The sequence below is a fragment of the Pseudomonas agarici genome (assembly GCF_001543125.1).
GTDB lineage: Bacteria > Pseudomonadota > Gammaproteobacteria > Pseudomonadales > Pseudomonadaceae > Aquipseudomonas > Aquipseudomonas agarici.
Genome location: NZ_CP014135.1, coordinates 1,183,647 through 1,205,233, shown reverse-complemented (window position 1 = coordinate 1,205,233; position 21,587 = coordinate 1,183,647). Strand labels below are relative to the sequence as shown.

21 protein-coding genes and 2 pseudogenes are annotated in these 21,587 nt (G+C 61.0%); 11 read left to right on the top strand and 12 right to left on the bottom strand.

The window, feature by feature from the left end; all coding sequences use genetic code 11:
• The first annotated feature begins 40 nt into the window (after window positions 1-40).
• The 3 genes from AWM79_RS05325 to AWM79_RS05315 are packed head-to-tail and all read left to right on the top strand — an operon-like array spanning window position 41 to window position 2,984.
• Window positions 41-835: an endonuclease/exonuclease/phosphatase family protein gene (locus tag AWM79_RS05325; RefSeq protein ID WP_060782327.1), complete on the top strand. Its 795-nt coding sequence runs from the start codon at window positions 41-43 to the stop codon at window positions 833-835.
• Window positions 832-2,031 (top strand): cardiolipin synthase ClsB, encoded by a 1,200-nt coding sequence (gene clsB / locus AWM79_RS05320; RefSeq protein WP_017131921.1) that lies wholly within the window; start codon window positions 832-834, stop codon window positions 2,029-2,031. The genes AWM79_RS05325 and clsB overlap by 4 nt, the downstream gene beginning before the upstream one ends.
• Window positions 2,031-2,984, top strand: a complete 954-nt coding sequence (locus AWM79_RS05315; protein ID WP_017131922.1) for a lysylphosphatidylglycerol synthase domain-containing protein — start codon at window positions 2,031-2,033, stop codon at window positions 2,982-2,984. Before clsB ends, AWM79_RS05315 begins: the two co-directional genes overlap by 1 nt.
• A gap of 6 nt (window positions 2,985-2,990) precedes the next feature.
• Here AWM79_RS05315 and AWM79_RS05310 read toward each other — a convergent pair whose 3' ends face one another.
• Window positions 2,991-4,946 (bottom strand): hybrid sensor histidine kinase/response regulator, encoded by a 1,956-nt coding sequence (locus tag AWM79_RS05310; protein ID WP_017131923.1) that lies wholly within the window; start codon window positions 4,944-4,946, stop codon window positions 2,991-2,993.
• Window positions 4,947-5,175: 229 nt separating this feature from the next.
• Between AWM79_RS05310 and AWM79_RS25520 the strand changes: the two are divergent.
• Window positions 5,176-5,259 (top strand): annotated as a pseudogene (locus AWM79_RS25520) (creatininase family protein); the annotation flags it as partial.
• Window positions 5,260-5,283: 24 nt separating this feature from the next.
• On the opposite strand, the gene AWM79_RS05305 reads toward AWM79_RS25520, so the two are convergent.
• From AWM79_RS05305 to AWM79_RS05290, 4 genes and pseudogenes are all read right to left on the bottom strand, one after another.
• Complete coding sequence (locus AWM79_RS05305) at window positions 5,284-6,069, bottom strand: sulfite exporter TauE/SafE family protein (RefSeq protein ID WP_060782326.1); 786 nt, start codon at window positions 6,067-6,069, stop codon at window positions 5,284-5,286.
• A 159-nt stretch (window positions 6,070-6,228) separates the two neighbouring features.
• Window positions 6,229-6,405, bottom strand: a pseudogene (locus AWM79_RS05300) (class I SAM-dependent methyltransferase); the annotation flags it as partial.
• A gap of 19 nt (window positions 6,406-6,424) precedes the next feature.
• The gene (locus tag AWM79_RS05295; RefSeq protein WP_017131925.1) at window positions 6,425-6,994 is read right to left on the bottom strand and encodes a DUF4174 domain-containing protein; all 570 of its coding nucleotides are present in this window, start codon (window positions 6,992-6,994) and stop codon (window positions 6,425-6,427) included.
• A 76-nt stretch (window positions 6,995-7,070) separates the two neighbouring features.
• Window positions 7,071-7,967 (bottom strand): LysR family transcriptional regulator, encoded by an 897-nt coding sequence (locus AWM79_RS05290; RefSeq protein WP_026013173.1) that lies wholly within the window; start codon window positions 7,965-7,967, stop codon window positions 7,071-7,073.
• Window positions 7,968-8,108: 141 nt separating this feature from the next.
• Between AWM79_RS05290 and AWM79_RS05285 the strand changes: the two genes are divergently transcribed.
• The 5 genes from AWM79_RS05285 to AWM79_RS05270 all read left to right on the top strand — a co-directional run bounded on the left by AWM79_RS05285 (window position 8,109) and on the right by AWM79_RS05270 (window position 11,628).
• A complete protein-coding gene (locus AWM79_RS05285) occupies window positions 8,109-8,807 on the top strand; it encodes a CoA transferase subunit A (protein WP_026013174.1) in 699 nt (232 codons plus the stop codon).
• A gap of 34 nt (window positions 8,808-8,841) precedes the next feature.
• Window positions 8,842-9,501, top strand: coding sequence for a CoA transferase subunit B (locus AWM79_RS05280; RefSeq protein ID WP_017131928.1), 660 nt, complete (start codon window positions 8,842-8,844; stop codon window positions 9,499-9,501).
• 14 nt (window positions 9,502-9,515) lie between these two features.
• Window positions 9,516-10,694 carry an acetyl-CoA C-acetyltransferase gene (locus AWM79_RS05275; RefSeq protein WP_017131929.1) on the top strand — a complete coding sequence of 393 codons (1,179 nt, stop codon included), beginning with the start codon at window positions 9,516-9,518 and terminating at the stop codon, window positions 10,692-10,694.
• A 350-nt stretch (window positions 10,695-11,044) separates the two neighbouring features.
• The gene (locus AWM79_RS24135; protein WP_074862472.1) at window positions 11,045-11,299 is read left to right on the top strand and encodes a type II toxin-antitoxin system HicA family toxin; all 255 of its coding nucleotides are present in this window, start codon (window positions 11,045-11,047) and stop codon (window positions 11,297-11,299) included.
• Entirely contained in the window at window positions 11,296-11,628 is a 333-nt protein-coding gene (locus AWM79_RS05270) for a type II toxin-antitoxin system HicB family antitoxin (RefSeq protein WP_017131931.1), read from the top strand. Before AWM79_RS24135 ends, AWM79_RS05270 begins: the two co-directional genes overlap by 4 nt.
• A gap of 90 nt (window positions 11,629-11,718) precedes the next feature.
• On the opposite strand, the gene AWM79_RS05265 is transcribed toward AWM79_RS05270, so the two are convergent.
• A complete protein-coding gene (locus tag AWM79_RS05265) occupies window positions 11,719-12,069 on the bottom strand; it encodes a hypothetical protein (protein ID WP_026013175.1) in 351 nt (116 codons plus the stop codon).
• 272 nt (window positions 12,070-12,341) lie between these two features.
• On the opposite strand from AWM79_RS05265, the gene AWM79_RS05260 reads away from it, so the two are divergent.
• Together AWM79_RS05260 and AWM79_RS05255 are read left to right on the top strand one after the other, a co-directional pair.
• Complete coding sequence (locus tag AWM79_RS05260; RefSeq protein ID WP_060782325.1) at window positions 12,342-13,448, top strand: enoyl-CoA hydratase/isomerase family protein; 1,107 nt, start codon at window positions 12,342-12,344, stop codon at window positions 13,446-13,448.
• A gap of 3 nt (window positions 13,449-13,451) precedes the next feature.
• Window positions 13,452-14,603: an acyl-CoA dehydrogenase family protein gene (locus tag AWM79_RS05255; protein ID WP_060782324.1), complete on the top strand. Its 1,152-nt coding sequence runs from the start codon at window positions 13,452-13,454 to the stop codon at window positions 14,601-14,603.
• A gap of 51 nt (window positions 14,604-14,654) precedes the next feature.
• On the opposite strand, the gene AWM79_RS05250 is transcribed toward AWM79_RS05255, so the two are convergent.
• The 6 genes from AWM79_RS05250 to AWM79_RS05225 form a co-directional block, all read right to left on the bottom strand.
• Window positions 14,655-15,428, bottom strand: coding sequence for an enoyl-CoA hydratase (locus AWM79_RS05250; RefSeq protein ID WP_017131933.1), 774 nt, complete (start codon window positions 15,426-15,428; stop codon window positions 14,655-14,657).
• Between the two features lie 15 nt (window positions 15,429-15,443).
• Window positions 15,444-16,571: an acyl-CoA dehydrogenase gene (locus tag AWM79_RS05245; RefSeq protein WP_017131934.1), complete on the bottom strand. Its 1,128-nt coding sequence runs from the start codon at window positions 16,569-16,571 to the stop codon at window positions 15,444-15,446.
• 8 nt (window positions 16,572-16,579) lie between these two features.
• Complete coding sequence (locus tag AWM79_RS05240; RefSeq protein ID WP_060782323.1) at window positions 16,580-17,767, bottom strand: acetyl-CoA C-acyltransferase; 1,188 nt, start codon at window positions 17,765-17,767, stop codon at window positions 16,580-16,582.
• Window positions 17,768-17,778: 11 nt separating this feature from the next.
• The gene (locus AWM79_RS05235; protein ID WP_060782322.1) at window positions 17,779-18,546 is read right to left on the bottom strand and encodes a 3-hydroxyacyl-CoA dehydrogenase; all 768 of its coding nucleotides are present in this window, start codon (window positions 18,544-18,546) and stop codon (window positions 17,779-17,781) included.
• A gap of 67 nt (window positions 18,547-18,613) precedes the next feature.
• Window positions 18,614-20,266: an AMP-binding protein gene (locus AWM79_RS05230; RefSeq protein WP_060782321.1), complete on the bottom strand. Its 1,653-nt coding sequence runs from the start codon at window positions 20,264-20,266 to the stop codon at window positions 18,614-18,616.
• Between the two features lie 223 nt (window positions 20,267-20,489).
• On the bottom strand, window positions 20,490-21,506 hold the full coding sequence (locus tag AWM79_RS05225; RefSeq protein ID WP_060782320.1) for an AraC family transcriptional regulator: 1,017 nt from the start codon (window positions 21,504-21,506) through the stop codon (window positions 20,490-20,492).
• Window positions 21,507-21,587: the final 81 nt, after the last annotated feature.

The following is a 21,587-nucleotide window of genomic DNA, read 5'->3' as shown; positions in this document are numbered from 1 at the left end:
GTCGCACCTATATTGATGGGATAGCCGAATCGGAGGAGCCATGATCAGGAGCAGCACGCTGCCGGACCTCGCCGATATCACCCGGCAAGCCCCTCCGGTGCGGCGACTCACGGTGCTCACGCTCAATGTACACAAGGGTTTCACGCCGCTCAACCGGCGATTTATCCTGCCCGAGTTGCGCGATGCCGTGCGCACCACGGGGGCTGACCTGGTGTTTCTCCAGGAGGTGCATGGCAGCCAGATCCGCCATGCCCGCCGCCACCCTGCCTGGCCGTCGTTGCCACAGTACGAGTTTCTCGCCGACACCATGTGGCCGGATTTCGCCTACGGGCGCAACGTGGTCTACCCCGCTGGCGACCATGGCAATGCCCTACTCTCGAAATTTCCGATCCAGGCCTACGACAATCTAGATGTCTCGGTCCGGGGCAACGAGCAGCGTGGCTTGCTGCATTGTCGCCTGGAGGTGTCGGGCCATGCACAAGTGCATGCCATTTGTGTACATTTGGGATTACGCGAAGCCCAGCGCCAGCGCCAGGTCGATCTGTTGCTCGACTACCTGAAGAGCTTGCCAGCCACTACGCCCGTGATCATTGCCGGTGACTTCAACGATTGGCGCCGGCGTGCCGATACCCGCCTGGCCGCGCAATCGCTTGTCGAAGCCTTCTCCCACACCCAGGGCGCCCCGGCCCGCAGCTTTCCCGCGCGCCTGCCGCTGTTGCGCCTTGATCGCATCTACCTGCGCAACGCGCTGCCGGGCACGGCCAACGTGCTCTCCGCGTGGCCATGGTCACACTTGTCGGACCACGCTGCCCTGGCCGTGGAGGTGCTGCTGTGAACGGTTCATGGGAGGACGGCAACGACGTACAACTACTGGTCAACGGCGAGGACTACTACGAGCGGGTGTTCACGAGCATTCGCCTGGCCCAACAGGAGGTGTTGCTAGAAACCTTCATCATCGTCGACGACAAGGTCGGGCGAGCGTTACAACAGGTGCTGATCAAAGCCGCGCAGCGCGGCGTGCGGGTCGAAGTCGCGATGGATGGCTACGGCACGGCTGACCTGCCGAAGGCGTTTATCCATGCCATGACCGCCGAGGGTGTCAGGGTACACATCTTTGACCCCCAACCCCGTCTGATTGGTCTGCGCACCAATCTGTTCCGTCGCCTGCACCGCAAGATCGTGGTCATCGATGGGCGGCGCGCCTTTATTGGCGGACTCAATTACGGAGCCGATCATCTGATCGACTATGGTCCCATGGCCAAGCAGGACTATGCCGTGGAGGTCACAGGCCCTGTGGTCAGGCAGATCCGCGATTCGAGCCTGCGCCTGCTGGCCGCGGTGCTTGCCCCACCGAGCCAGCTACTGCCCACGCCAGTGCCCAGTGGTCCCGCTCGGGCCATGCTGCTCGAACGTGACAACTTGCACCATACCCATGACATCGAGGCCCATTACCTCGCCGCGTTTCAGGCTGCGCGCACACGGCTGGTGGTGGCCAATGCCTATTTCTTCCCCGGTTATCGGCTCCTGCGCGCATTGCGCAACGCCGCCAGACGGGGGGTCGACGTCACCCTGATTCTGCAGGGGCAACCGGATATGCGCTGGGTGCGGGCCTTTTCCCGGTTGCTGTACAACGACCTGCTGCGCGACGGGGTGAAAATTTTTGAATACTGCCAACGTCCATTACATGGAAAAGTGGCGTTGATAGATGACGAATGGGCCACGGTCGGCTCCAGCAATCTTGATCCGCTGAGTTTGGCGCTGAACCTGGAAGCCAATCTGTTCATCCGCGACGCGGTTTTCACCGGGAACCTGCACCGGCATCTGTCCGAACTGGTCAGCCAGCACTGCAAGCGCATCACCTTACAGCGGATGATCCGGGGTTACTGGTGGCGGGCGCCGCTGATCTTCCTATGCTTCCACTGCACGAGATATTTTCCGACTATCGCCGGCTGGTTGCCGGCGCACCGCCAGGACCTGCACCCATGGACGCCCGATGAGCCCGGCAGTTACCTTCACAAGGGCAATAACTGATGACCGCTCAAGCCTGGAAGACATGGAGCAAGCATCTGTTGACACTGTTCTTTCTGGTACTGGTGCTGGTCCTGCTCTACCTGTTGGTGCGTCATCTGGACTGGAGTGAAGTAGTGCGCTCGGCACGCAGCTATGCTCCCGCGACACTGCTAACCGCCCTGGTCATGGCGCTGATGAGCTATGGGGTGGTCAGCGGCTACGATCTGCTCGGACGCTCGTATACCGGCCACGCCCTGCCAACACGCCAGGTACTACCCGTGGCATTTGTCTGCTACGCCTTCAACCTGAATTTCACCACCTGGATCGGCGGCATAGCCCTGCGCTACCGTCTCTATACGCGCCTGGGCCTGGATACGCCGACCATCACTCGGATCATTACCCTGGGAATCGTCACGAACTGGATCGGCTATATAGCTCTGGCCGGAGTGGTCTTTTCCTTGCGCCTGGTCAAACTACCCGATAGCTGGGCCATTGGCGTTGCCAGCCTGCAACTGTTGGGGCTGTTGCTCCTCGTCCTGGCGGGTGGATACCTCTATGCCTGTGGCTTCGTCCAACGAAGAACCTGGGTCTGGCGCCAGCACGAGATTACCTTGCCTTCGCTGCGCCTGGCGCTACTCCAGGTCGGGCTCGGCGCCAGCAACTGGGCACTGATGGCGGGGCTGATCTTCATGCTGTTGCCCCATGAGCTGGTGTATCCCTCGATCTTGGGTGTCCTGTTGATCAGTTGCGTGGCTGGAGTCATCGCCCACATTCCCGCTGGCCTCGGTGTGCTGGAGACGGTATTTATTGCGCTGTTGCACGACCAGTTGGACCGGGCTCCCTTGATCGCCGCCTTGCTGGGCTATCGAACCTTCTACTATCTGGCACCCCTGTTACTGGCGGCGATAACCTATCTGGTCCTGGAAAAACGCGCCAGGACAATGCGTCGGCAATACAGGGAAGTGCCTCGCTAGTCTACTTCAAGCCAGCGCTGGGGGAAGATCGGCGCCTGGCGGTGTTTCCCTGGGCATGGCCCGCGCCAGGGCCTCCTTCAGTTGCAATTGGTTGTAAGGTTTGAGGATTCGCGGGAGCTGCACAGCCATGCCCTCCAGATGCTGGGCATATCCGGTGGCAAGAATGATCGGCAGCGCGGGATACAAGTTGCGCACAGCCTCGGCCAACTGCGCCCCGTCCATCTGCGGCATGGCCACGTCGGTGATCATCAGGTCGATATCCGGTTTGTGCCCAAAGCACTGCAGTGCCTGGACGCCGGAAACCGCGCAAATTACCCGATGCCCCAAATCTTCCAACAGCATCATGGTGCTGTTGAGGACCAGGCTGTCATCGTCAACCACCAGCACCGTCAAGGGCTTGAACAGTGGCCCAGGCGTTTTCTCCGGTAGCAACGGCAGCCGCGTGACGGCATCGGTAGCTACCGGCAACCAGAGTTGCGCGGTGGTGCCCTGATCCTTGCTACTTTTGAGCACCAACTGCCCGCCCAGTTGCTCCGCCAGGCCGTGGACCATCGACAGCCCCAGACCGGTGCCCTTGCCAACCCCCTTGGTAGTGAAGAACGGATCGGCCGCGTAAGCCAGGGTTTGCTCATCCATGCCTTCGCCATCATCGATCACCGACAGGCACACATAGTCATCGTGGGGCAGCGTGCCGGTCCTGCCGTGGATCTCGGCGTTGATCCGGATGGTGCCACCCGCCGGCATCGCATCGCGGGAATTGCTCACCAGGTTGAGCAATGCCAACTCCAACTGGTTGATGTCGACATGTACCGCCGGCAACTCCTCCGACAGTTGGACCTGAACCACCACCTGTGGCCCTGCCGAGCTGCATAACAGGTCGAGGAGATTGGTGATCAACCGCGGCAGGTGCACCACTTCGGTCTTGAGTTCCTGACGGCGGGCGAAAGCCAGCATGCGTTGGGTCAGCGAAACCCCGCGCTCGGTACCGAGCAAAGCGTTGTCCACCAGCCGCGAGAGTTTCGGATCGCCGTCGACGCGTTTGTGCAGCAGCTCAAGATTGCCTTGGATGACCGTTAGCAAGTTGTTGAAATCATGGGCGATACCGCCACTGAGTTGGCCGATGGCCTGGAGCTTTTGCGACTGAAACAGCGCCTCGCGCGCCAGCTCCAGCTTTTTTTGCGCCTCGACCGACTCACTGATATCGCGAGTGATTTTGGCAAAGCCGATAATCTTGCCGGTATCGGCGCGGATCGGGTCCAGTATCACATGGGCCAGGAACTGCGTGCCGTCCTTGCGTACCCGCCAGCCCTGCTTTTCGAATCGCCCCTCGCGCGCGGCGATATCCAGGGCCCGGAGGGGTTCGTCAGTGGCGCGATCCTGTTCGGTGTAGAACATCGAGAAATTCTTCCCGATGACTTCCTGCGGCAAATACCCCTTGATACGCTGTGCGCCCGGATTCCAACTGCTGACCCGCCCCTCGCGGTCAAGCATGTAGATGGCATAGTCGGTAACGCTTTGCACCAGCAGACGAAACTGCTGCTCACTCTGTTTCAGGTTTTGCTCGGCAAGCTTATGCTCGGTCAGGTCACGAGTGATTTTCGCGAACCCCAGCAGGCCCCCCAGTGGATCGCGAATCGGGTCGATGACTACATAGCACCAGAAACGTGTGCCGTCCTTGCGTACTCGCCAGCCCTGGCCTTCAAATCGCCCCTCGCTGATAGCGGTGTCCAGGGCCTGCTCGGGCACTCCGTCTCGGCGGTCTTCAGGGGTGTAGAAGCAGGAGAAGTGTGCACCGAGGATTTCTTCCTCTGGATACCCCTTACAGCGCTCGGCCCCTTTGTTCCAACTGACGACAACGCCCTGGGGATCGATCGTGTAAATGGCGCAGTCGATGCCCGCATCGACCAACAGACGGAACCGGTTATCGTCGAAGTCGTTTCGAAACGCAGGCTGATCGGACATAGAGGGCTCCGCCGTTATTTTCCAATACATTACACCGGCCTCGCTGGTGCAGCCTAAAAAACCACCGCGAGTGTTACATCAAAGGTTGCAGGTCAATTGCCGATCTTCATCCAATGCGAGTACTTTAAATTTAAATTCTGACGCAAAGATTTATCCCGAAGCCGTCAGACTGACGCGGTAATCTCGTGCCTGCCCCTCGATTTATTGCCTCGACTGAAGCAACGCTCTCGAGTTCTCCGCCGAGGCCAGCTTCGCTCGACGACCGGCAGGATTCGCACTGAAGCGATCTAACAGATGGAACCTGAAAGGAGTTATGGCGATTAATTAGGTGGCGATATCAGAACACCAGCTTATAGCCGATCATAAACAGCATCACTGCCAGGAACGGTCGCAACCACCCATCCGATACCCGCCCGGTCAGATGGCTGCCGATATAGATCCCCGGCAGCGAGCCCATCAGCAGGAAGCCCAGCAGTTCCCAGTTCATGTTGCCCATGCTCGCATGCCCGAGGCCCGCCACCAGCGTCAGCGGTACCGCGTGCGCGATTTCCGTGCCCACCAGGCGCCGGGTCGGTAGAAACGGATAGAGAATAAACAACGCCACCGTGCCCAAGGCTCCGGCGCCAATGGAGGTCAAGGCCACCATGGTACCGAGAACCAGCCCGGTCAGCAGGGTCAGCCCGTTCAACTTCGGCGCACTGATTTGCGAGTGGTCGACGCCTCGGCGGTGGGCAAAAGCCAGCAACTTGTTCTTGAACAACACGGCCAGCGCCGTCAGCAGCAGCACAACGCCCAGCGACCGCTTGATAACGCTGTTCAGGGATTCAGGCGCGGTGTGCAGGCTGCTCAGGAACCACAGGGTCAACACCACCGCCGGCACACTGCCAAGGGTTAGCCAGCCGGTGATCTTCCAGTCGATATTGTCGTTTTTCTTATGAACGAGAACGCCACCGGACTTGGTAATCGCAGCGTACAAGAGATCGGTGCCCACAGCCGTTACCGGGTTGATGCCAAACCACAGCAAGATCGGCGTCATCAGAGAGCCGCCACCGACACCTGTCAATCCGACAATAAAACCGACCACCAAGCCTGCCGTGACAAAACCGAAATTACCGACATCCATTAGCAAACCCCGGAGAATCTAGCGAGACGACAAAAACCGGTGGGCAGCATAGCGCTTAATGTTATGAATGCTTATAAAAATACAATCTAAGATTATAACCAGATACGGATAGGAGCCCCTCTTCCGTCTGTTGCCCAACGTCAGGCCGGGCGTCGAGCATCAGTCCAGGCGCAGGCAGCGATAAGCCTCGGTCCGGTAGGGAAAGGCGATGGTCTCTTGGCCACGCAAGGCTGGGTGGCTTGCGATCAGGGTTTGCAATTGCCCGGCAACCTTGGCTTTTTCAGCCGCGGGCAATGCCGCGATAAAGCTGATCGACAAAAAGCGGTCAGTAATCACCGGGCTCATATTACTCGGCTTAGTCGTCCAGCGCCTTGGGCACAGTAGGCGTTTTGCCGGTTTTCTCCGCCTTGCCAGGCTTAGCGCCTTTGACCGGCTTCGCCTCGGCGCCAGCCGTTGGTGGAGCGGGCGTCGGCGCCACGGTTTCCTTCTCGGAAGCCGGCAACGTATCGACCGCGCTGAACACTTCCTTCAGTGCCAATGGCCCGTCATGTTCGAGGGTCTGCTGCTGACCATCCTTGCCCACCAGGATCACCGTGGCCTTGCCCTCGGGCGTGACCCCAAGCCTGAGCCCGCGAATCAGGGCCATGGTGGTCGGCTGCTCCATGTATTTGTTGGCTCGCTTGCCCACGGTCTGCGCCACCTCATAGAGCACCAGTTGGCGCTCGTCGAAAGCCTTCTGGTTGGCAGGGTCATCAAGCGCCTTTTTCAGCCCGACCAACGTCGGGTCCGCCGTACTTGGCGCGATCACGATCAACGCACGGTTTCTTTGGTAGTCCTGGGCCAACGGAGAGTCGGTATCGGCCGCCAACAAGGGGTTGGACACGACAAGCGACAGAGCCGCGAGGGTCAAAGACCGGATGAACATACGCACCTCCTTTGAATATTCATGGGGTAATGATTGCGCATCGTAGGAAAAGATCCACGCAAGGCCGAGTTATTTCTCAAAAATTCAGGTAACGGGATTTTTCTTCCAACAAGATATCGAACAATGCCTGGGCGGCGGCGGACAGCTCATGACCGGGTTTGGTCAATACCCCGATGGCCCGCTCCACCACCGGATCATGCAGGGTGATGCAACGGGCACCCAACTCGCGCATCTGTCCCACGCACAATGCTGGCACCGCGCTCACGCCAAGGCCACTGGCGACCATCCGTCCCACCGTCGCCAACTGATGACTCTCGAACTCCACCGGCAGGGTCATGCCCCTGGCTCGCAGATGCTCCTCTAGCATCACCCGCACATTGGAGGGGCGCTGCAAGGTGATAAAGGGCTCCTTGAGCAACGACTCCCAGTCGATCTCCTGGCGCTCGGCCAAGGGCGAATCGGCCGGTACCACAGCGACAAAACGGTCGACATACAACGGCGTGAACGTCAGCGACGAGTTCTGCAACGGCGCAAACGCCACCCCAAGTTCCACCTGACGATCCCCGACCATCTCCAGCACCTGCTCATTGACCACGTCGTTTACCGCGACATTGACCTGGGGATAGCGAGCGCGAAAGGTCTTGAGGATAGGCGGCAGCAAGTTGCCAGCAAACGACGGCATCGCCGCCAAGGTCACCCGACCCCGTTGCAAGGTGAAACGCTGGCGCAGTTCATCCTCGGCATTATCCCAGTCGGCGATCAGTCGTCGGGCCAGGGGTAGCAAGGCTTCGCCTTCCGGGGTCAGCGCGACATTACGCGTGTTGCGACTGAACAGGCGACCGCCCAACCCCTCCTCCAGCGCCTTGATAGTCAGGCTCAGGGCCGATTGCGACAAATAAAGGCGTTCCCCCGCCACCGCAAAGCTTAAACTCTGGGCAACGGTGAGAAAGGCTCTAAGCTGTTTGACGGTCATCGATATTGTCTCGGCGTGAATGGCCATTATTGAGATTTATCAATCAATCAAACCTAAAAATCAACTTAACAAATATATTTCCTGGAGCAACACTCTACTCAAAGGCCGCTGGGGCCACGAACAACAAAGAGGATCATGCAGATGGCAGGTTTCGATAAACGCGTGGCGTCCTACGAGGAAGCCCTCGCCGGCCTGGAAGACGGTATGACCGTGCTTTGCGGCGGCTTCGGTCTGTGCGGTATTGCGGAAAACCTGATCGCCGAGATCAAGCGCAAGGGCACCCGCAACCTGACCGTGGTCTCCAACAACTGCGGTGTCGATGGCTTCGGCCTTGGCGTGCTGTTGGAAGACCGCCAGATCCGCAAGGTCGTGGCCTCCTATGTGGGCGAAAACGCCCTGTTCGAAAAGCAATTGCTCAGCGGTGAGATCGAGGTGATTTTGACCCCCCAAGGCACCCTGGCGGAGAAAATGCGCGCCGGCGGCGCCGGGATCCCGGCCTTCTTTACCGCCACCGGCTACGGCACCCCCGTCGCGGACGGCAAGGAAACCCGCGAATTCAATGGTCGTCCCTACCTGATGGAAGAGTCCATCACCGGCGACTTCGCCATTGTCAAAGGCTGGAAGGCCGACCATTTCGGCAACGTGATCTATCGCCACACGGCTCAAAACTTCAATCCGCTGGCCGCCACCGCCGGCAAGATCACTGTGGTCGAAGTCGAGGAAATCGTCGAACCGGGCGAACTGGACCCGGCGCAGATCCACACCCCCGGCATCTACGTCGATCGGATCATCTGTGGCACGTTCGAGAAACGCATCGAACAGCGCACCGTGCGCAAGTAAGCCTCGGCCTTATCGACTAACGGAGCACACTACAATGGCACTTTCCCGCGAACAAATGGCTCAGCGTGTCGCCCGCGAACTGCAGGACGGCTTCTACGTGAACCTCGGCATCGGCATTCCGACCCTGGTCGCCAACTACATTCCGGCTGGCATGGAAGTCATGTTGCAATCGGAAAACGGTTTGCTCGGCATGGGTTCCTTTCCCAGCGAAGATGAAGTCGATGCCGACATGATCAACGCCGGCAAGCAGACCGTGACCGCTCGTATCGGCGCCTCGATCTTCTCCTCCGCCGAATCCTTCGCGATGATTCGCGGCGGCCATATCGACCTGACCGTGCTCGGCGCCTTCGAAGTCGACGTGCAGGGCAACATCGCCTCGTGGATGATCCCCGGCAAGCTGGTCAAGGGCATGGGCGGCGCCATGGACCTGGTGGCCGGGGCCGAAAACATCATCGTCACCATGACTCACGCCTCGAAAGACGGCGAGTCGAAACTGTTGTCGCGCTGCAGCCTGCCACTGACCGGCGCCCAATGCATCAAGCGCGTGCTGACCGACCTGGCCTACCTGGAAATCGAAGATGGCGCCTTTGTCCTCAAGGAACGCGCACCTGGCGTCAGCGTCGAAGAAATTGTCAGCAAGACCGCCGGTAAACTGATCGTTCCCGAGCACGTGCCTGAAATGCAGTTTTCCTGATGAGGAATCAAGCGATGCAAGATGTAGTGATTGTCGCCGCCACCCGCACTGCCGTGGGCAGTTTCCAGGGCTCGCTGGCCACTATTTCCGCCGTGGACCTCGGTGCCGCGGTAATTCGCCAGTTGCTGAGCCAGACCGGCCTGGACGGTGCCCAGGTCGATGAAGTGATCATGGGCCAGGTGCTGACCGCCGGGGCCGGCCAAAACCCGGCGCGCCAAGCCGCAATCAAGGCCGGCCTGCCCCACGCGGTGCCGGCCATGACCTTGAACAAGGTCTGCGGCTCGGGCCTCAAGGCCCTGCACTTGGCAGCCCAAGCTATTCGCTGCGGCGATGCCGAAGTGATCGTCGCCGGCGGCCAGGAAAACATGAGCCTGTCCAACTACGTGATGCCCGGCGCCCGTACCGGCCTGCGCATGGGCCATGGCCAACTGGTCGACACCATGATCAGCGACGGCCTGTGGGACGCGTTCAACGACTACCACATGGGCATCACCGCCGAAAACCTGGCGGACAAATACGCCATCAGCCGCGAAGCCCAGGATGCCTTCGCCGCCGCTTCGCAGCACAAAGCCGTGGCCGCCATCCAGGCCGGGCGTTTTGTCGAAGAGATCACCCCCATCGTGATTCCCCAGCGCAAGGGCGATCCAGTGACCTTCGCCACCGATGAACAGCCCCGCGCCGGCACCACCAACGAATCGCTGGGCAAGCTTAAGCCGGCCTTCAAGAAGGACGGCACGGTCACCGCCGGTAACGCTTCATCGCTGAACGACGGCGCCGCGGCAGTGATCCTGATGAGCGCCGCCAAGGCCAAGTCCCTGGGCTTGCCGGTGCTGGCGAAAATCACCGCCTACGCCAATGCCGGCGTCGACCCGGCGATCATGGGCATCGGCCCGGTCAGCGCCACCCGTCGCTGCCTGGACAAGGCCGGCTGGTCCCTGGAGCAGCTTGATCTGATTGAGACCAACGAGGCTTTCGCGGCCCAGACGTTGTCGGTAAGCAAGGAGTTGGGTTGGGACGCGAGCAAGGTCAACGTCAATGGCGGTGCCATTGCCCTCGGCCACCCAATCGGCGCCTCGGGTTGCCGGGTGCTGGTGACCCTGCTGCACGAGATGATCAAGCGCGATGCAAAAAAAGGCCTGGCGACCCTGTGCATCGGCGGCGGGCAAGGCGTGGCGCTGGCTATCGAGCGCTAGGCGAGCCGAACACTCACCTGCACGCCATTGCCCCGGTTTGCCGCCAGGCCGTTGTCCTGATCGCCCGCCGCCAATACCGCTCGGTAGAAAGCAACCATGCCTGCAGGTCCCGCGCTCCTAACTGGATATGGCTAATCGCGATAGCCCCTAGTGGCCTGTGTGGTTAGTCTGCGTCAAGCTTGACCCATCATCCCGCGAGATACGGTAACAGTTGGCCAACTGTTACCACCTGAATCTCGTCGACCATTGGCGGCGGCATGAATCAATTGGTGACGTAATTGCCATTGTACTTGGGTCGGACGCCATTAAAATCAGTTTGCCCCTTCAAATTGATATCATTTTTTAATACCATGAATAACAAACAGCTCACTACGCTGAAAGCCATCTTTTCAAGGCCGGTTCCCAATACGCTTGAATGGGCCCGCATCGAAAGCCTGCTGCTGGCCGTTGGAGCCAGCGTTGTTGAAGGCAGGGGTTCACGAGTACGTTTCGAACTCAATGGCGTCGTCGTGACGTTTCACAGGCCGCATCCTGACAAGGAATCCAAGCCTTATCAGGTTCGCGATGCTCGCGCTTTTCTGGAACAAGCAGGAGTCACACCATGAATGTGATGAATCACAAAAACTACGCTGCCCGTATTGAGTACAGCGATGAAGATGGGTTGTTTGTCGGCCATATTGCGGGAATTCGCGATATCGTCGGATTCCATGGCGAGTCGGTCAAAGAGCTCAGAGCAGCGTTCGAAGAAGCAGTCGATGATTACCTCCAAACCTGTGCCAAGTTGAGCCGCTCGCCTCAAAAACCTTACTCGGGGAAACTCAGCCTACGCCTGGCTCCAGAGCTCCATGCCTCGATAGCCGCCAAAGCCGAGCTATCTCACAAGAGCATCAACCAATGGGTAACTGACATTCTGCACACCCAAGCGTCGGGTTGAGTCGGCTAATGGCCTGTACGGTTAATTGGTTAGCTCAAGTGCGGATATCACAGCTCCATGGTCAAGGCGCGGTAATGAGTCATCGCAAGATCACAAACAAGTCGCCACCGCCGCCAAGCGCCTGGCGCCAATCGGCTTGCTGGTGGTCGCATAATAATCGACCAGCGTGCCATTAACGTCGCGCCGAACATCGACGAAATACTCCGACCCCCTGGTATAGACAGTGGAGCCGCCCTTGTAGCCCAACTGCAGGTAAGCGGCGGCATCCACGCCAAACACCGCCTCGTCCTGCCAGGAGAACTGGACACACTGGGCGACGGCATTGTCGGCCTTGCTCGAGGTAAAGCTCTTGGTCGGCCCGGTGGTGCGGGTCTGATTCATGCCGGGACTCATGCACCCCGCCAACGCCACTGCCACCAACGCCCCGATTAACATCCGCATGACCGTTCCCTGCTCAAAAAAAGCGACTTTAGCATTGAGTCGGCACGATACGAACCGGATTCGCAACGCACTCCCGCCAGTGGAGCGGGCTGGATTGCACTTGCAACCCCGGCACGTTGGGCCAGACTGTTCAGACCACTCTTCCAACAGGCAAAAATGCAAACAAGACCTGCACTTATCAGGGTTGTATTGGGCAAATTTGCACTGTTACGATCCATCATCGTTCGTCCGCCGAACGCACTCAAAAAGACAATAAAAGCAGGGAGTTAGTAATGACTGCTCAGGTTTCATCCGCTGCTGTCACGCGCCTCGCAGACGCTCCGGCCGAGGTGCTGGCCGAGGTGCGCAACCATATCGGCCACCTGACCTTAAACCGTCCCGCCGGCCTCAATGCCCTGACCCTGAACATGATCCGCCTGCTGCAACGCCAGCTCGATGCCTGGGCCGAGGATCCGCACATCCACGCCGTCACCCTGCGCGGCGCGGGCGATCGTGCATTCTGCGCTGGCGGCGATATCCGTTCGCTGCATGACAGCTACCAGAGTGGCGGGCGCCTGCACGAAGATTTCTTCGTCGAGGAATACGCCCTTGATCTGAGCCTCCATCATTACCCCAAGCCGGTGCTGGCGTTGCTGGACGGTTTTGTCCTTGGCGGTGGCATGGGTTTAGCGCAAGGCGCCGACCTGCGGGTAGTCACCGAAAGCAGTCGGCTGGCCATGCCGGAAGTCGCTATCGGTTATTTCCCGGATGTCGGCGGCAGCTATTTCCTGCCGCGCATTCCCGGTGAGATCGGTCTCTACCTGGGGGTCAGCGGCAGCCAGATTCGCGCCGCCGATGCCCTGTATTGCGGCCTCGCCGACTGGTATCTGAGCAGTGACAAGCGCCACGAACTGGACGGGTGCCTCGACCGGTTGGAGTGGCACGACACGCCCCTCAAGGACTTGCAGAATCTGCTCGCCAGGCTCGGCGTACAGACGTTGCCCGACGCCCCACTGGACAAGCTGCGCCCGGCCATCGACTACTTCTTCGCCCTGCCCGACGTCCCCAGCATGGTCGAGCAACTGCGGCAGGCGACCGTCGCCGACAGCCATGAGTGGGCCATGACCACCGCCGACCTGCTGGAGACCCGTTCGCCGCTGGCCATGGGCGTGACCCTGGAAATGCTCCGGCGCGGTCGGCACCTGGGCCTGGAGGAATGCTTTGCCCTGGAACTGCACTTGGACCGCCAATGGTTCGAGCACGGCGACCTGATAGAAGGCGTGCGCGCCCTGCTGATCGACAAGGACAAGCAGCCCCGCTGGAACCCACCCACCCTGCAGGCGCTACGGCCCGAGCAGATCGCCCGTTTTTTCCACGGCCTCGACACGAGCGGGAACTGAACCATGCACGATATCGAACTGAGCGAAGAACAAGTGATGATCCGCGACATGGCCCGCGACTTCGCCCGTGGCGAGATCGCGCCCCATGCCCAGGCTTGGGAAAAGGCCGGCTGGATCGACGACGGCCTCGTCGACAAGATGGGTGAACTGGGCCTGCTGGGCATGGTGGTGCCCGAGGAATGGGGCGGCACCTACGTCGACTATGTCGCCTACGCCCTGGCCGTGGAGGAAATCGCCGCCGGTGACGGAGCCACTGGCGCGCTGATGAGCATCCACAACTCGGTCGGCTGCGGGCCGATCCTCAACTACGGCAGCCAGGCCCAGAAGCAAACCTGGCTGCCGGCGCTCGCCACCGGCAAGGCTATCGGCTGTTTTTGCCTGACCGAACCCCAGGCTGGCTCCGAAGCCCACAACCTGCGCACCCGCGCCGAACTCAAGGACGGCCAGTGGCTGATCAACGGCGCCAAGCAGTTCGTCAGTAATGGCAAAAGGGCCAAGCTGGCAATCGTCTTTGCCGTGACCGATCCGGCGCTGGGCAAGAAGGGTATTTCCGCCTTTCTGGTACCCACCGATACTCCCGGTTTTATCGTCGACCGTACCGAACACAAGATGGGCATTCGTGCCTCGGACACCTGCGCCGTTACGCTCAACCAGTGCAGCGTGCCTGAAGCCAACCTGCTGGGCGAGCGCGGTAAGGGCTTGGCGATTGCGCTGTCGAACCTGGAAGGCGGCCGCATCGGTATCGCCGCCCAAGCGCTGGGGATCGCCCGCGCCGCGTTCGAGGCGGCGCTGGTCTATGCCCGTGAGCGGGTACAGTTCGGCAAGCCGATCATCGAGCACCAAAGCATCGCCAATATGCTGGCCGACATGCACACCCGAATCAACGCCTCGCGCCTGCTGATCCTGCATGCGGCACGGCTGCGCAGCGCCGGCCTGCCATGCCTGTCGCAGGCTTCGCAAGCCAAGCTGTTCGCCTCGGAAATGGCCGAAAAAGTCTGCTCATCGGCGCTGCAGATCCATGGCGGCTACGGGTATCTGGAAGATTACCCGGTGGAGCGTTACTACCGCGATGCGCGGATCACGCAAATCTACGAAGGGTCGAGCGAGATTCAGCGAATGCTGATTGCGCGGGAACTCAAGCATTACCTTGTTTGACCGATGAGCCTGGTCTTGTGGCGAGCCCGCTCGCCACAATGCCCAATAGACTCAACTGTCCTTGAACTGCGCCTCGCGCTTGGCGATAAAGGCCGCCATCCCTTCTTTCTGATCCTCGGTGGCGAACGCCGCGTGGAACACCCGGCGCTCAAAGCGCACACCTTCGGACAGGCTGACCTCAAAAGCGCGGTTGACGCTTTCCTTGACCATCATACTGATGGGAATCGACTTGCCCGCGATCAGGGTCGCGACCTTCAACGCCTCGTCCAGCAACTCGTCGACCGGCACAATCCGCGCAACGATCCCACAACGCTCGGCCTCCACGGCGTCGATAAAGCGCCCGGTCAGGCACATTTCCATGGCCTTGGCCTTGCCCACCGCACGAGTCAGGCGCTGGGTGCCGCCCATGCCCGGCAGCACCCCGAGGTTGATTTCCGGCTGGCCGAACTTGGCGTTGTCGCCGGCCAGGATAAAGTCACACATCAATGCCAACTCACAGCCGCCACCCAGGGCAAAGCCAGCCACGGCGGCAATGATCGGCTTACGCCGATTGGCCACCCGGTCACTGTCGCTGAACAGGTCGTCGAGGTAGATCTTCGGGTAGGTCAGCTCGGCCATTTCCTTGATATCGGCGCCGGCGGCAAAGGCCTTCTTCGAACCGGTCAGGACGATACAACCGATCTGCGGATCGGCTTCCAATGCGTCCAACGCCTGGTTCACCTCGCTGACGATCCGGGCGTTCAGGGCATTGAGCGCCTGCGGACGGTTCAGGGTAATCAGGCCCACACGGCCCTTGATGTCCAGCAAAATGGTTTCATAGCTCATCGATAGAGTCCTTGATCACAGGTTGCGCGAAATGACCATGCGTTGAATGTCGCTGGTGCCTTCGTAGATCTGGCAGACCCGCACGTCACGGTAGATCCGCTCCAGCGGGAAGTCGCTTAGATAGCCATAGCCACCCAGGGTTTGCAACGCCGCGGAACAGACCTTCTCGGCCATTTCCGAGGCGAACAGCTTGGCCATCGAAGCTTCCACCAGCGCTGGCTTGCCGCTGTCGCGCAGGGCGGCGGCGTAGTGCGCCATCTGCCGCGCCACGGCAATCTGGGTCGCCATATCCGCCAGGCGGAAGGCCACGGCCTGATGCTCCACCAGGGCCTTGCCGAAGCTTTGTCGCTCGCGGGCATAATCACGCGCCGCCTCGAACGCCGCCCGAGCCATGCCCACCGACTGTGCGGCAATACCGACACGCCCACCTTCCAGGTTCGCCAGGGCGATGCGATAACCCTCGCCCTCCTCGCCCAGGCGATTGGTCACCGGCACCTGTACGTCTTCGAAGAGGATCTGGCAGGTATCCGAAGCATGCTGGCCGAGCTTGTGCTCAACCCGCGCCACCTTATAACCCGGCGAGTCGGTGGGCACGATAAAGGCGCTGATGCCACGCTTGCCTGCGCTCGGATCGGTCACCGCGAAAACGATCACCACCCCGGCGTTCTGCCCTGAGGTGATAAATTGCTTGCAGCCGTTGAGCACGTAGTGATCGCCGTCCAACCGTGCGCGGGTTGTCAGGCCACTGGCATCGGAGCCGGCCTGCGGTTCGGTCAGGGCAAAGGCCCCGAGCATCGCGCCACTGGCCAGGGGCGGCAGGAACCGGGCTTTCTGCTCCTCGCTGCCAAAGTTAAGGATCGGCACGCAGCCCACCGAGTTGTGTACGCTCATGATGGTCGAGCAGGCACCGTCGCCAGCGGCGATTTCCTCCAGGGCCATGGCATAGGCCAGATAGCCGGTGTCGCAACCGCCCCACGCCTCCGGCACCAGCATGCCGAAAAAGCCCAGCCCGGCCATCTCGTCGATGGCCTCTCGGGGAAAACGGTGTTCGCGATCCCATTCGGCGGCGAACGGTTTCAGCCGTTCCTGGGCAAAGGATCGGGCCGCGTCGCTGATCTGTTGTTGCTCTTGGCTCGGTAACATGGGCACTCCTAGAGGCACTCGACGGCCATGGCCGTGGCTTCGCCGCCGCCGATGCAGATGGCCGCGATCCCGCGCTTGAGGCCTTGCTGGCGCAGGGCCGACAGCAGGGTCACCAGAATCCGCGCACCGGACGCGCCAATCGGATGGCCCAGAGCACAGGCACCGCCATGAACATTGACCTTGCCATGGGGAATTTCCAGCTTGCCCATGGTCACCAGAGTGACCACGGCAAAAGCCTCGTTGATTTCAAAAAGGTCGACCTGATCCAGCGACCAGCCGGTCTTTTTCAGCAACTTGTGGATCGCCCCCACCGGCGCGATGGGGAACAAACCTGGGGTATCGGCAAACGCCGCGTGCCCGTGGATCACCGCCAGAGGCTTGAGACCATGCGCCTTGGCTACGGACTGGCGCATCAGCACCAGCGCCGCCGCGCCATCAGAAATCGAGCTGGAGTTCGCCGCCGTGACCGTACCGCCCGCGCGGAACGCCGGCTTCAGCGTGGCGATCTTGTCCAGCTTGGCTTTCGGTGGCTGTTCGTCATCGCTGATTAGCCGCTGTTCCTTGCCGACAGTCACCTGCAGCGGAACGATTTCATCCTTAAACCGGCCTGCGTTGATAGCCTGTTGCGCCCGGGTCAGCGACGCCACGGCAAAGGCATCCTGAGCCTCGCGGCTGAAACCGTGGGTCTGGGCGCAATCCTCGGCAAAGGTGCCCATCAAGCGACCCTTGTCGTAGGCATCCTCCAGCCCATCGAGGAACATATGGTCAAGCACCTGACCGTGACCCATGCGGTAGCCGCCACGGGCACGGTCCAGCAGATAAGGGGCGTTGGACATGCTTTCCATGCCGCCGGCCACCACCACTTCGGCACTGCCGGCCAACAGCATATCGTGGGCAAGGATCGTCGCCTGCATGCCGGAACCACACATCTTGTTCAGGGTGGTGCAGCAGGTGGATTTGTCCAGTCCGGCGCCCAACGCCGCCTGGCGGGCCGCTGCCTGGCCGAGTCCGGCCGAGAGTACGCAACCGAACAGCACCTGCTCCACGGCGTCGGCGACCACACCGGCACGCTCGACGGCTGCGCGAATGGCGGCGGCGCCCAGTTGCGGCGCGCTGAGGCTCTTCAGGTCGCCCTGAAAGCCGCCCATCGGGGTGCGCACGGCACTGACGATAACAATCGGGTCTTGAGTGGTCATGAGCGCTTCTCCTATTTCGCAGCCATGCGCAAGGCGCCGTCGAGACGGATCACCTCGCCGTTAAGCATGCCGTTTTCAATGATATGCCGCACCAGCGCGGCGTATTCGGAGGGTTTGCCCAGGCGCGGCGGAAACGGCACGCCGGCCGTCAGCGCGGCACGGACTTCAGGGGGCATGCCGGCCATCATCGGCGTCTCGAAGATGCCCGGCGCGATGGTCATCACACGGATGCCGAAACGGGCCAGCTCACGGGCGGCCGGCAGGGTCAGACTGACGATTGCGCCCTTGGAGGCGGCATAGGCGGCCTGGCCGATCTGGCCGTCATAGGCAGCGACCGAGGCGGTATTGATGATCACCCCACGCTCGCCGTCCGCGTCAGCCTCGGTTTCGGCCATTGCCGAAGCGGCCAGACGCAACAGGTTGAAGCTGCCGATCAGATTGACGCTGATCACCTGATTGAAGCTCTCCAGCAGGTGTGGGCCGTTCTTGCCGAGAATCTTCTCGCCACGCACGATACCGGCGCAGTTGACCAGACCGTGCAGACCGCCGAAGGCCATGACCGCTGCCTGTACCGCGACCTGGGCCTGAGCCTCCTGGGTGACATCCGCCACCACGCTGCGGGCCCGCGACCCGAGCTTTTGCGCCTGGGCGGCGACAGCTTCGGCATTGAGGTCCACCAGCATCACCTGGGCACCGGCGGCCACCAACATCTCGGCGGTGGCCGCCCCCAGACCGGAAGCCCCGCCGCTGACCAGGAAAGCCTTGTCTTGAATATGCATCACCAATGTCCTTCGTTAAAACCATAGATAAAGTGGCGGGCCCTTGCGGCCCGTTACCGAAACCGGCTCAGGTGTCGAGTCTCGCCTGGGCCTTGGCGATTTCCTGGTTACGCAGAATGAAGCGTTGCAATTTGCCGCTCGGAGTCTTCGGCAGTTCCTCGACGAATTCGATTTCCCGTGGATAGGCATGGGCCGCCAAGCGCTTGCGTACATGTTGGCGCAGCTCTTCGACCAAATGCGGCCCGGCGCGGTACTGCCGGCTGAGCACCACGAAGGCCTTCACCAGCTCGGTACGCTCGGGATCGGGCTTGCCGACTACCGCCGCCTCCACCACCGCCGGGTGTTCGACCAACGCGCTTTCCACATCGAACGGACCGACCCGGTAGCCCGAAGTGGTGATCACATCGTCGCTGCGCCCGACGAAGCTGATGCTGCCATCGGCGTTCAGCTCGACCGTGTCGCCGCTGAGGTAATAACGGCCGACAAAGGCCTTGGTATCAAAGCCCTTATAGCCGTTGAACCAGCACATCGGCGACTGGGAGCGGTCCAGGGCGAGAATCCCCGGCTGGCCGACACCCAGCTCCTGACAGTCGTCGTCCAACACCACGATGCGATGGCCGGGCGAAGCAAAGCCCGCCGAACCGACATGCACCGGGTGCTGTAGGCCGTGGTGGTTGCACAGCACCATGCCCAGCTCGGTCTGGCCATAGTGGTCAAGGATAGTCACCGCGAGGTTTTCCGCGAACCAGCGGATCACCTCCGGGTTCAACGGCTCGCCAGCGCTGCTAACGGCCCGCAGTTTGCCCTTGACCCTGCCAGAGAAAGCCTCTCCCGCCGCGATCAGCAAGCGATAGGCCGTCGGCGAACCGGTGAGATTGCTGATGCCGTATTTCTCGATCACCCGACAGGTGCTTTCCACGGTGAACGGGCCATCATAGAAGGTGATCGGATGGCCCAGACTCAGTGGCCCGGTGATACCGAAATACAGACCATAGGCCCAGCCCGGATCGGCGATGTTCCAGAACGCGTCTTCCGGGCGCAAGTCCACCGCATCGCGGGTGTAGCTCTGGAAGGCAATGATCGCCTTGAGCGGTACTTCCAGAGGCTTGGCCGGGCCGGTGGTGCCCGAGGTGAACATCAACAGGAACGGCTCTTCACCGCTCAACATCACCGGTTCGCAACGGGCCGGATAGTTGTCCAGCTCGGCCCAGAAGCTGAAGTCGCCGCGCACAATGCCCTGCCCGCGCGGCCCGCCAACGGTGACGATGGTTGGGCAATCGCCGACTTCGCTCAGCTTGGCGCGGTTGACCGCATCGGTCACCACCACCTTGGCTGCGGAACTGCCCAGGCGGTGCTCGATGGCCTTGGGACCGAAAGCGGTGAACAGCGGCTGATAGACGGCACCGATGCGCCAGGTGGCGAACAGGGTCACCAGCAACTCGACATTGCGCGGCAACAGCCCAGCGACCTTGTCGCCACGGCATACGCCCTGGGCCAGCAGAAAATTGGCGAAACGCCCGGCCCGCTCCTGCAACTCGCTGAAGGTATAGGTCGCACTGCTGCCGTCGCAGCCTTCCCAGAACAACGCGATCCGCCCCGGCAAGGCATGCCGCTCACAGCATTCGACGCTGGCGTTGAGCGCCGTCAAAGTCCCTTGCAAGGCCGCATCGACCGTGTGCTGATAGTTAAAGTTCTCGGTGGCAGCCAGGTAGTCGCGCATAACATCAATCTCTCGCTCTTAATCTTGTTATTAGAAGGAAGAGGGAACCGTAGAAAAACCCTGGAAATAGTCGCCCCGTCAGGGACTTGGGACAATGGTCAAAGCCTTCAACCTGCTTGACTGGTTTGGCCAATGACGCAATCGCCATGGCGAGGAACAGCTATGCGGGTCAGAGGCTTGGGCGCTGGAAATGATTAGCCGAACTCACCACACCGGCCACTAGCTATTGCGCTTCGTTGAGGATCAGGCTGCGGTAATGCCCCGGATTGGACCCGGACCATTTGCGAAAGGCCTTGTAGAACGAGCTGGCATCGGCGAAGCCCAAGCGCGTGGCGATTTCGGCGAAACTGATGAAGGGCTCGGCCAGCCAGACGATTGCCAGCTCCTTGCGCACGCTGTCCTTGAGGCCCTGATAGGTCTGTCCTTCCTCCGCCAGCCGGCGCCGCAGGGTCGAGGCCGACATGCACAATTGCAGCGCCAGGCCTTCGGTATCCGGCCAGCGCTCGGCGGGCAACTGCCGCAGGTCGTGCTTGATCCGACTGGCCAGGCTCTGGGCGTCGCGGTACTTGACCAGGATATTGGCCGGCGCGTGGCCGAGAAAGCGCTGCAACTCCTGGGCGCTGCGCTTGATCGGCAGCTCCAGGCAATCGGCGGCGAAGATCATCCGGGTGCGTGGTCGGGCAAAACGCAGGTTCTCGGAAAACATCACCCGATAGTCTTCGCAGTAGTCCGGTTCGGCGCAACGCAACTCGATGGCCAGGATCGGAATGCGCCGCCCGGCCAGCCAGCAAGCGACCCCATGGACGATCATCCAGTAGGCGAAGTAGGTGAATGGCCGACGCGCCTCGCCTTCGGCCTCCAACAGGACGATTTCCGCCAGGCTCTGCTGGATCAGCAATTGGGCCGACAAGCGCTCGAACATCAGCGACAGAAAGCCCAGCACCGCCTCCAGTGCCGTCGCTACCGTGGGTTGTGCCATGCCGACCCGGCACAGGTAGGCGAAGCTGCCGGAGCGCAGCTTGCGCGGGTCCATGCCGAAAAACTCATCGTCGTTGCGGTGCGCCAGCAGGCGCCACAGCCGGGCGTAGTCACTGGCCGGTACGCGGCTGTCGGGCTGCTCCAGCAACCGTGGGGCAATTCCGATCTTGTCCAGCACCTCCTCGGTAGCGGCTCCCGGGGCGCAACTTTGCAACAGCGCCTCACGCACCAGATGAATAGAGATGGTGTCTTTTTTCGACATTGGCCGTCATTAAGCCCTGTGCTGATCCTTATGACGGCCATCTTAGGCGGCGCCGATCAGAAAGAACAGACGACAGGCAGC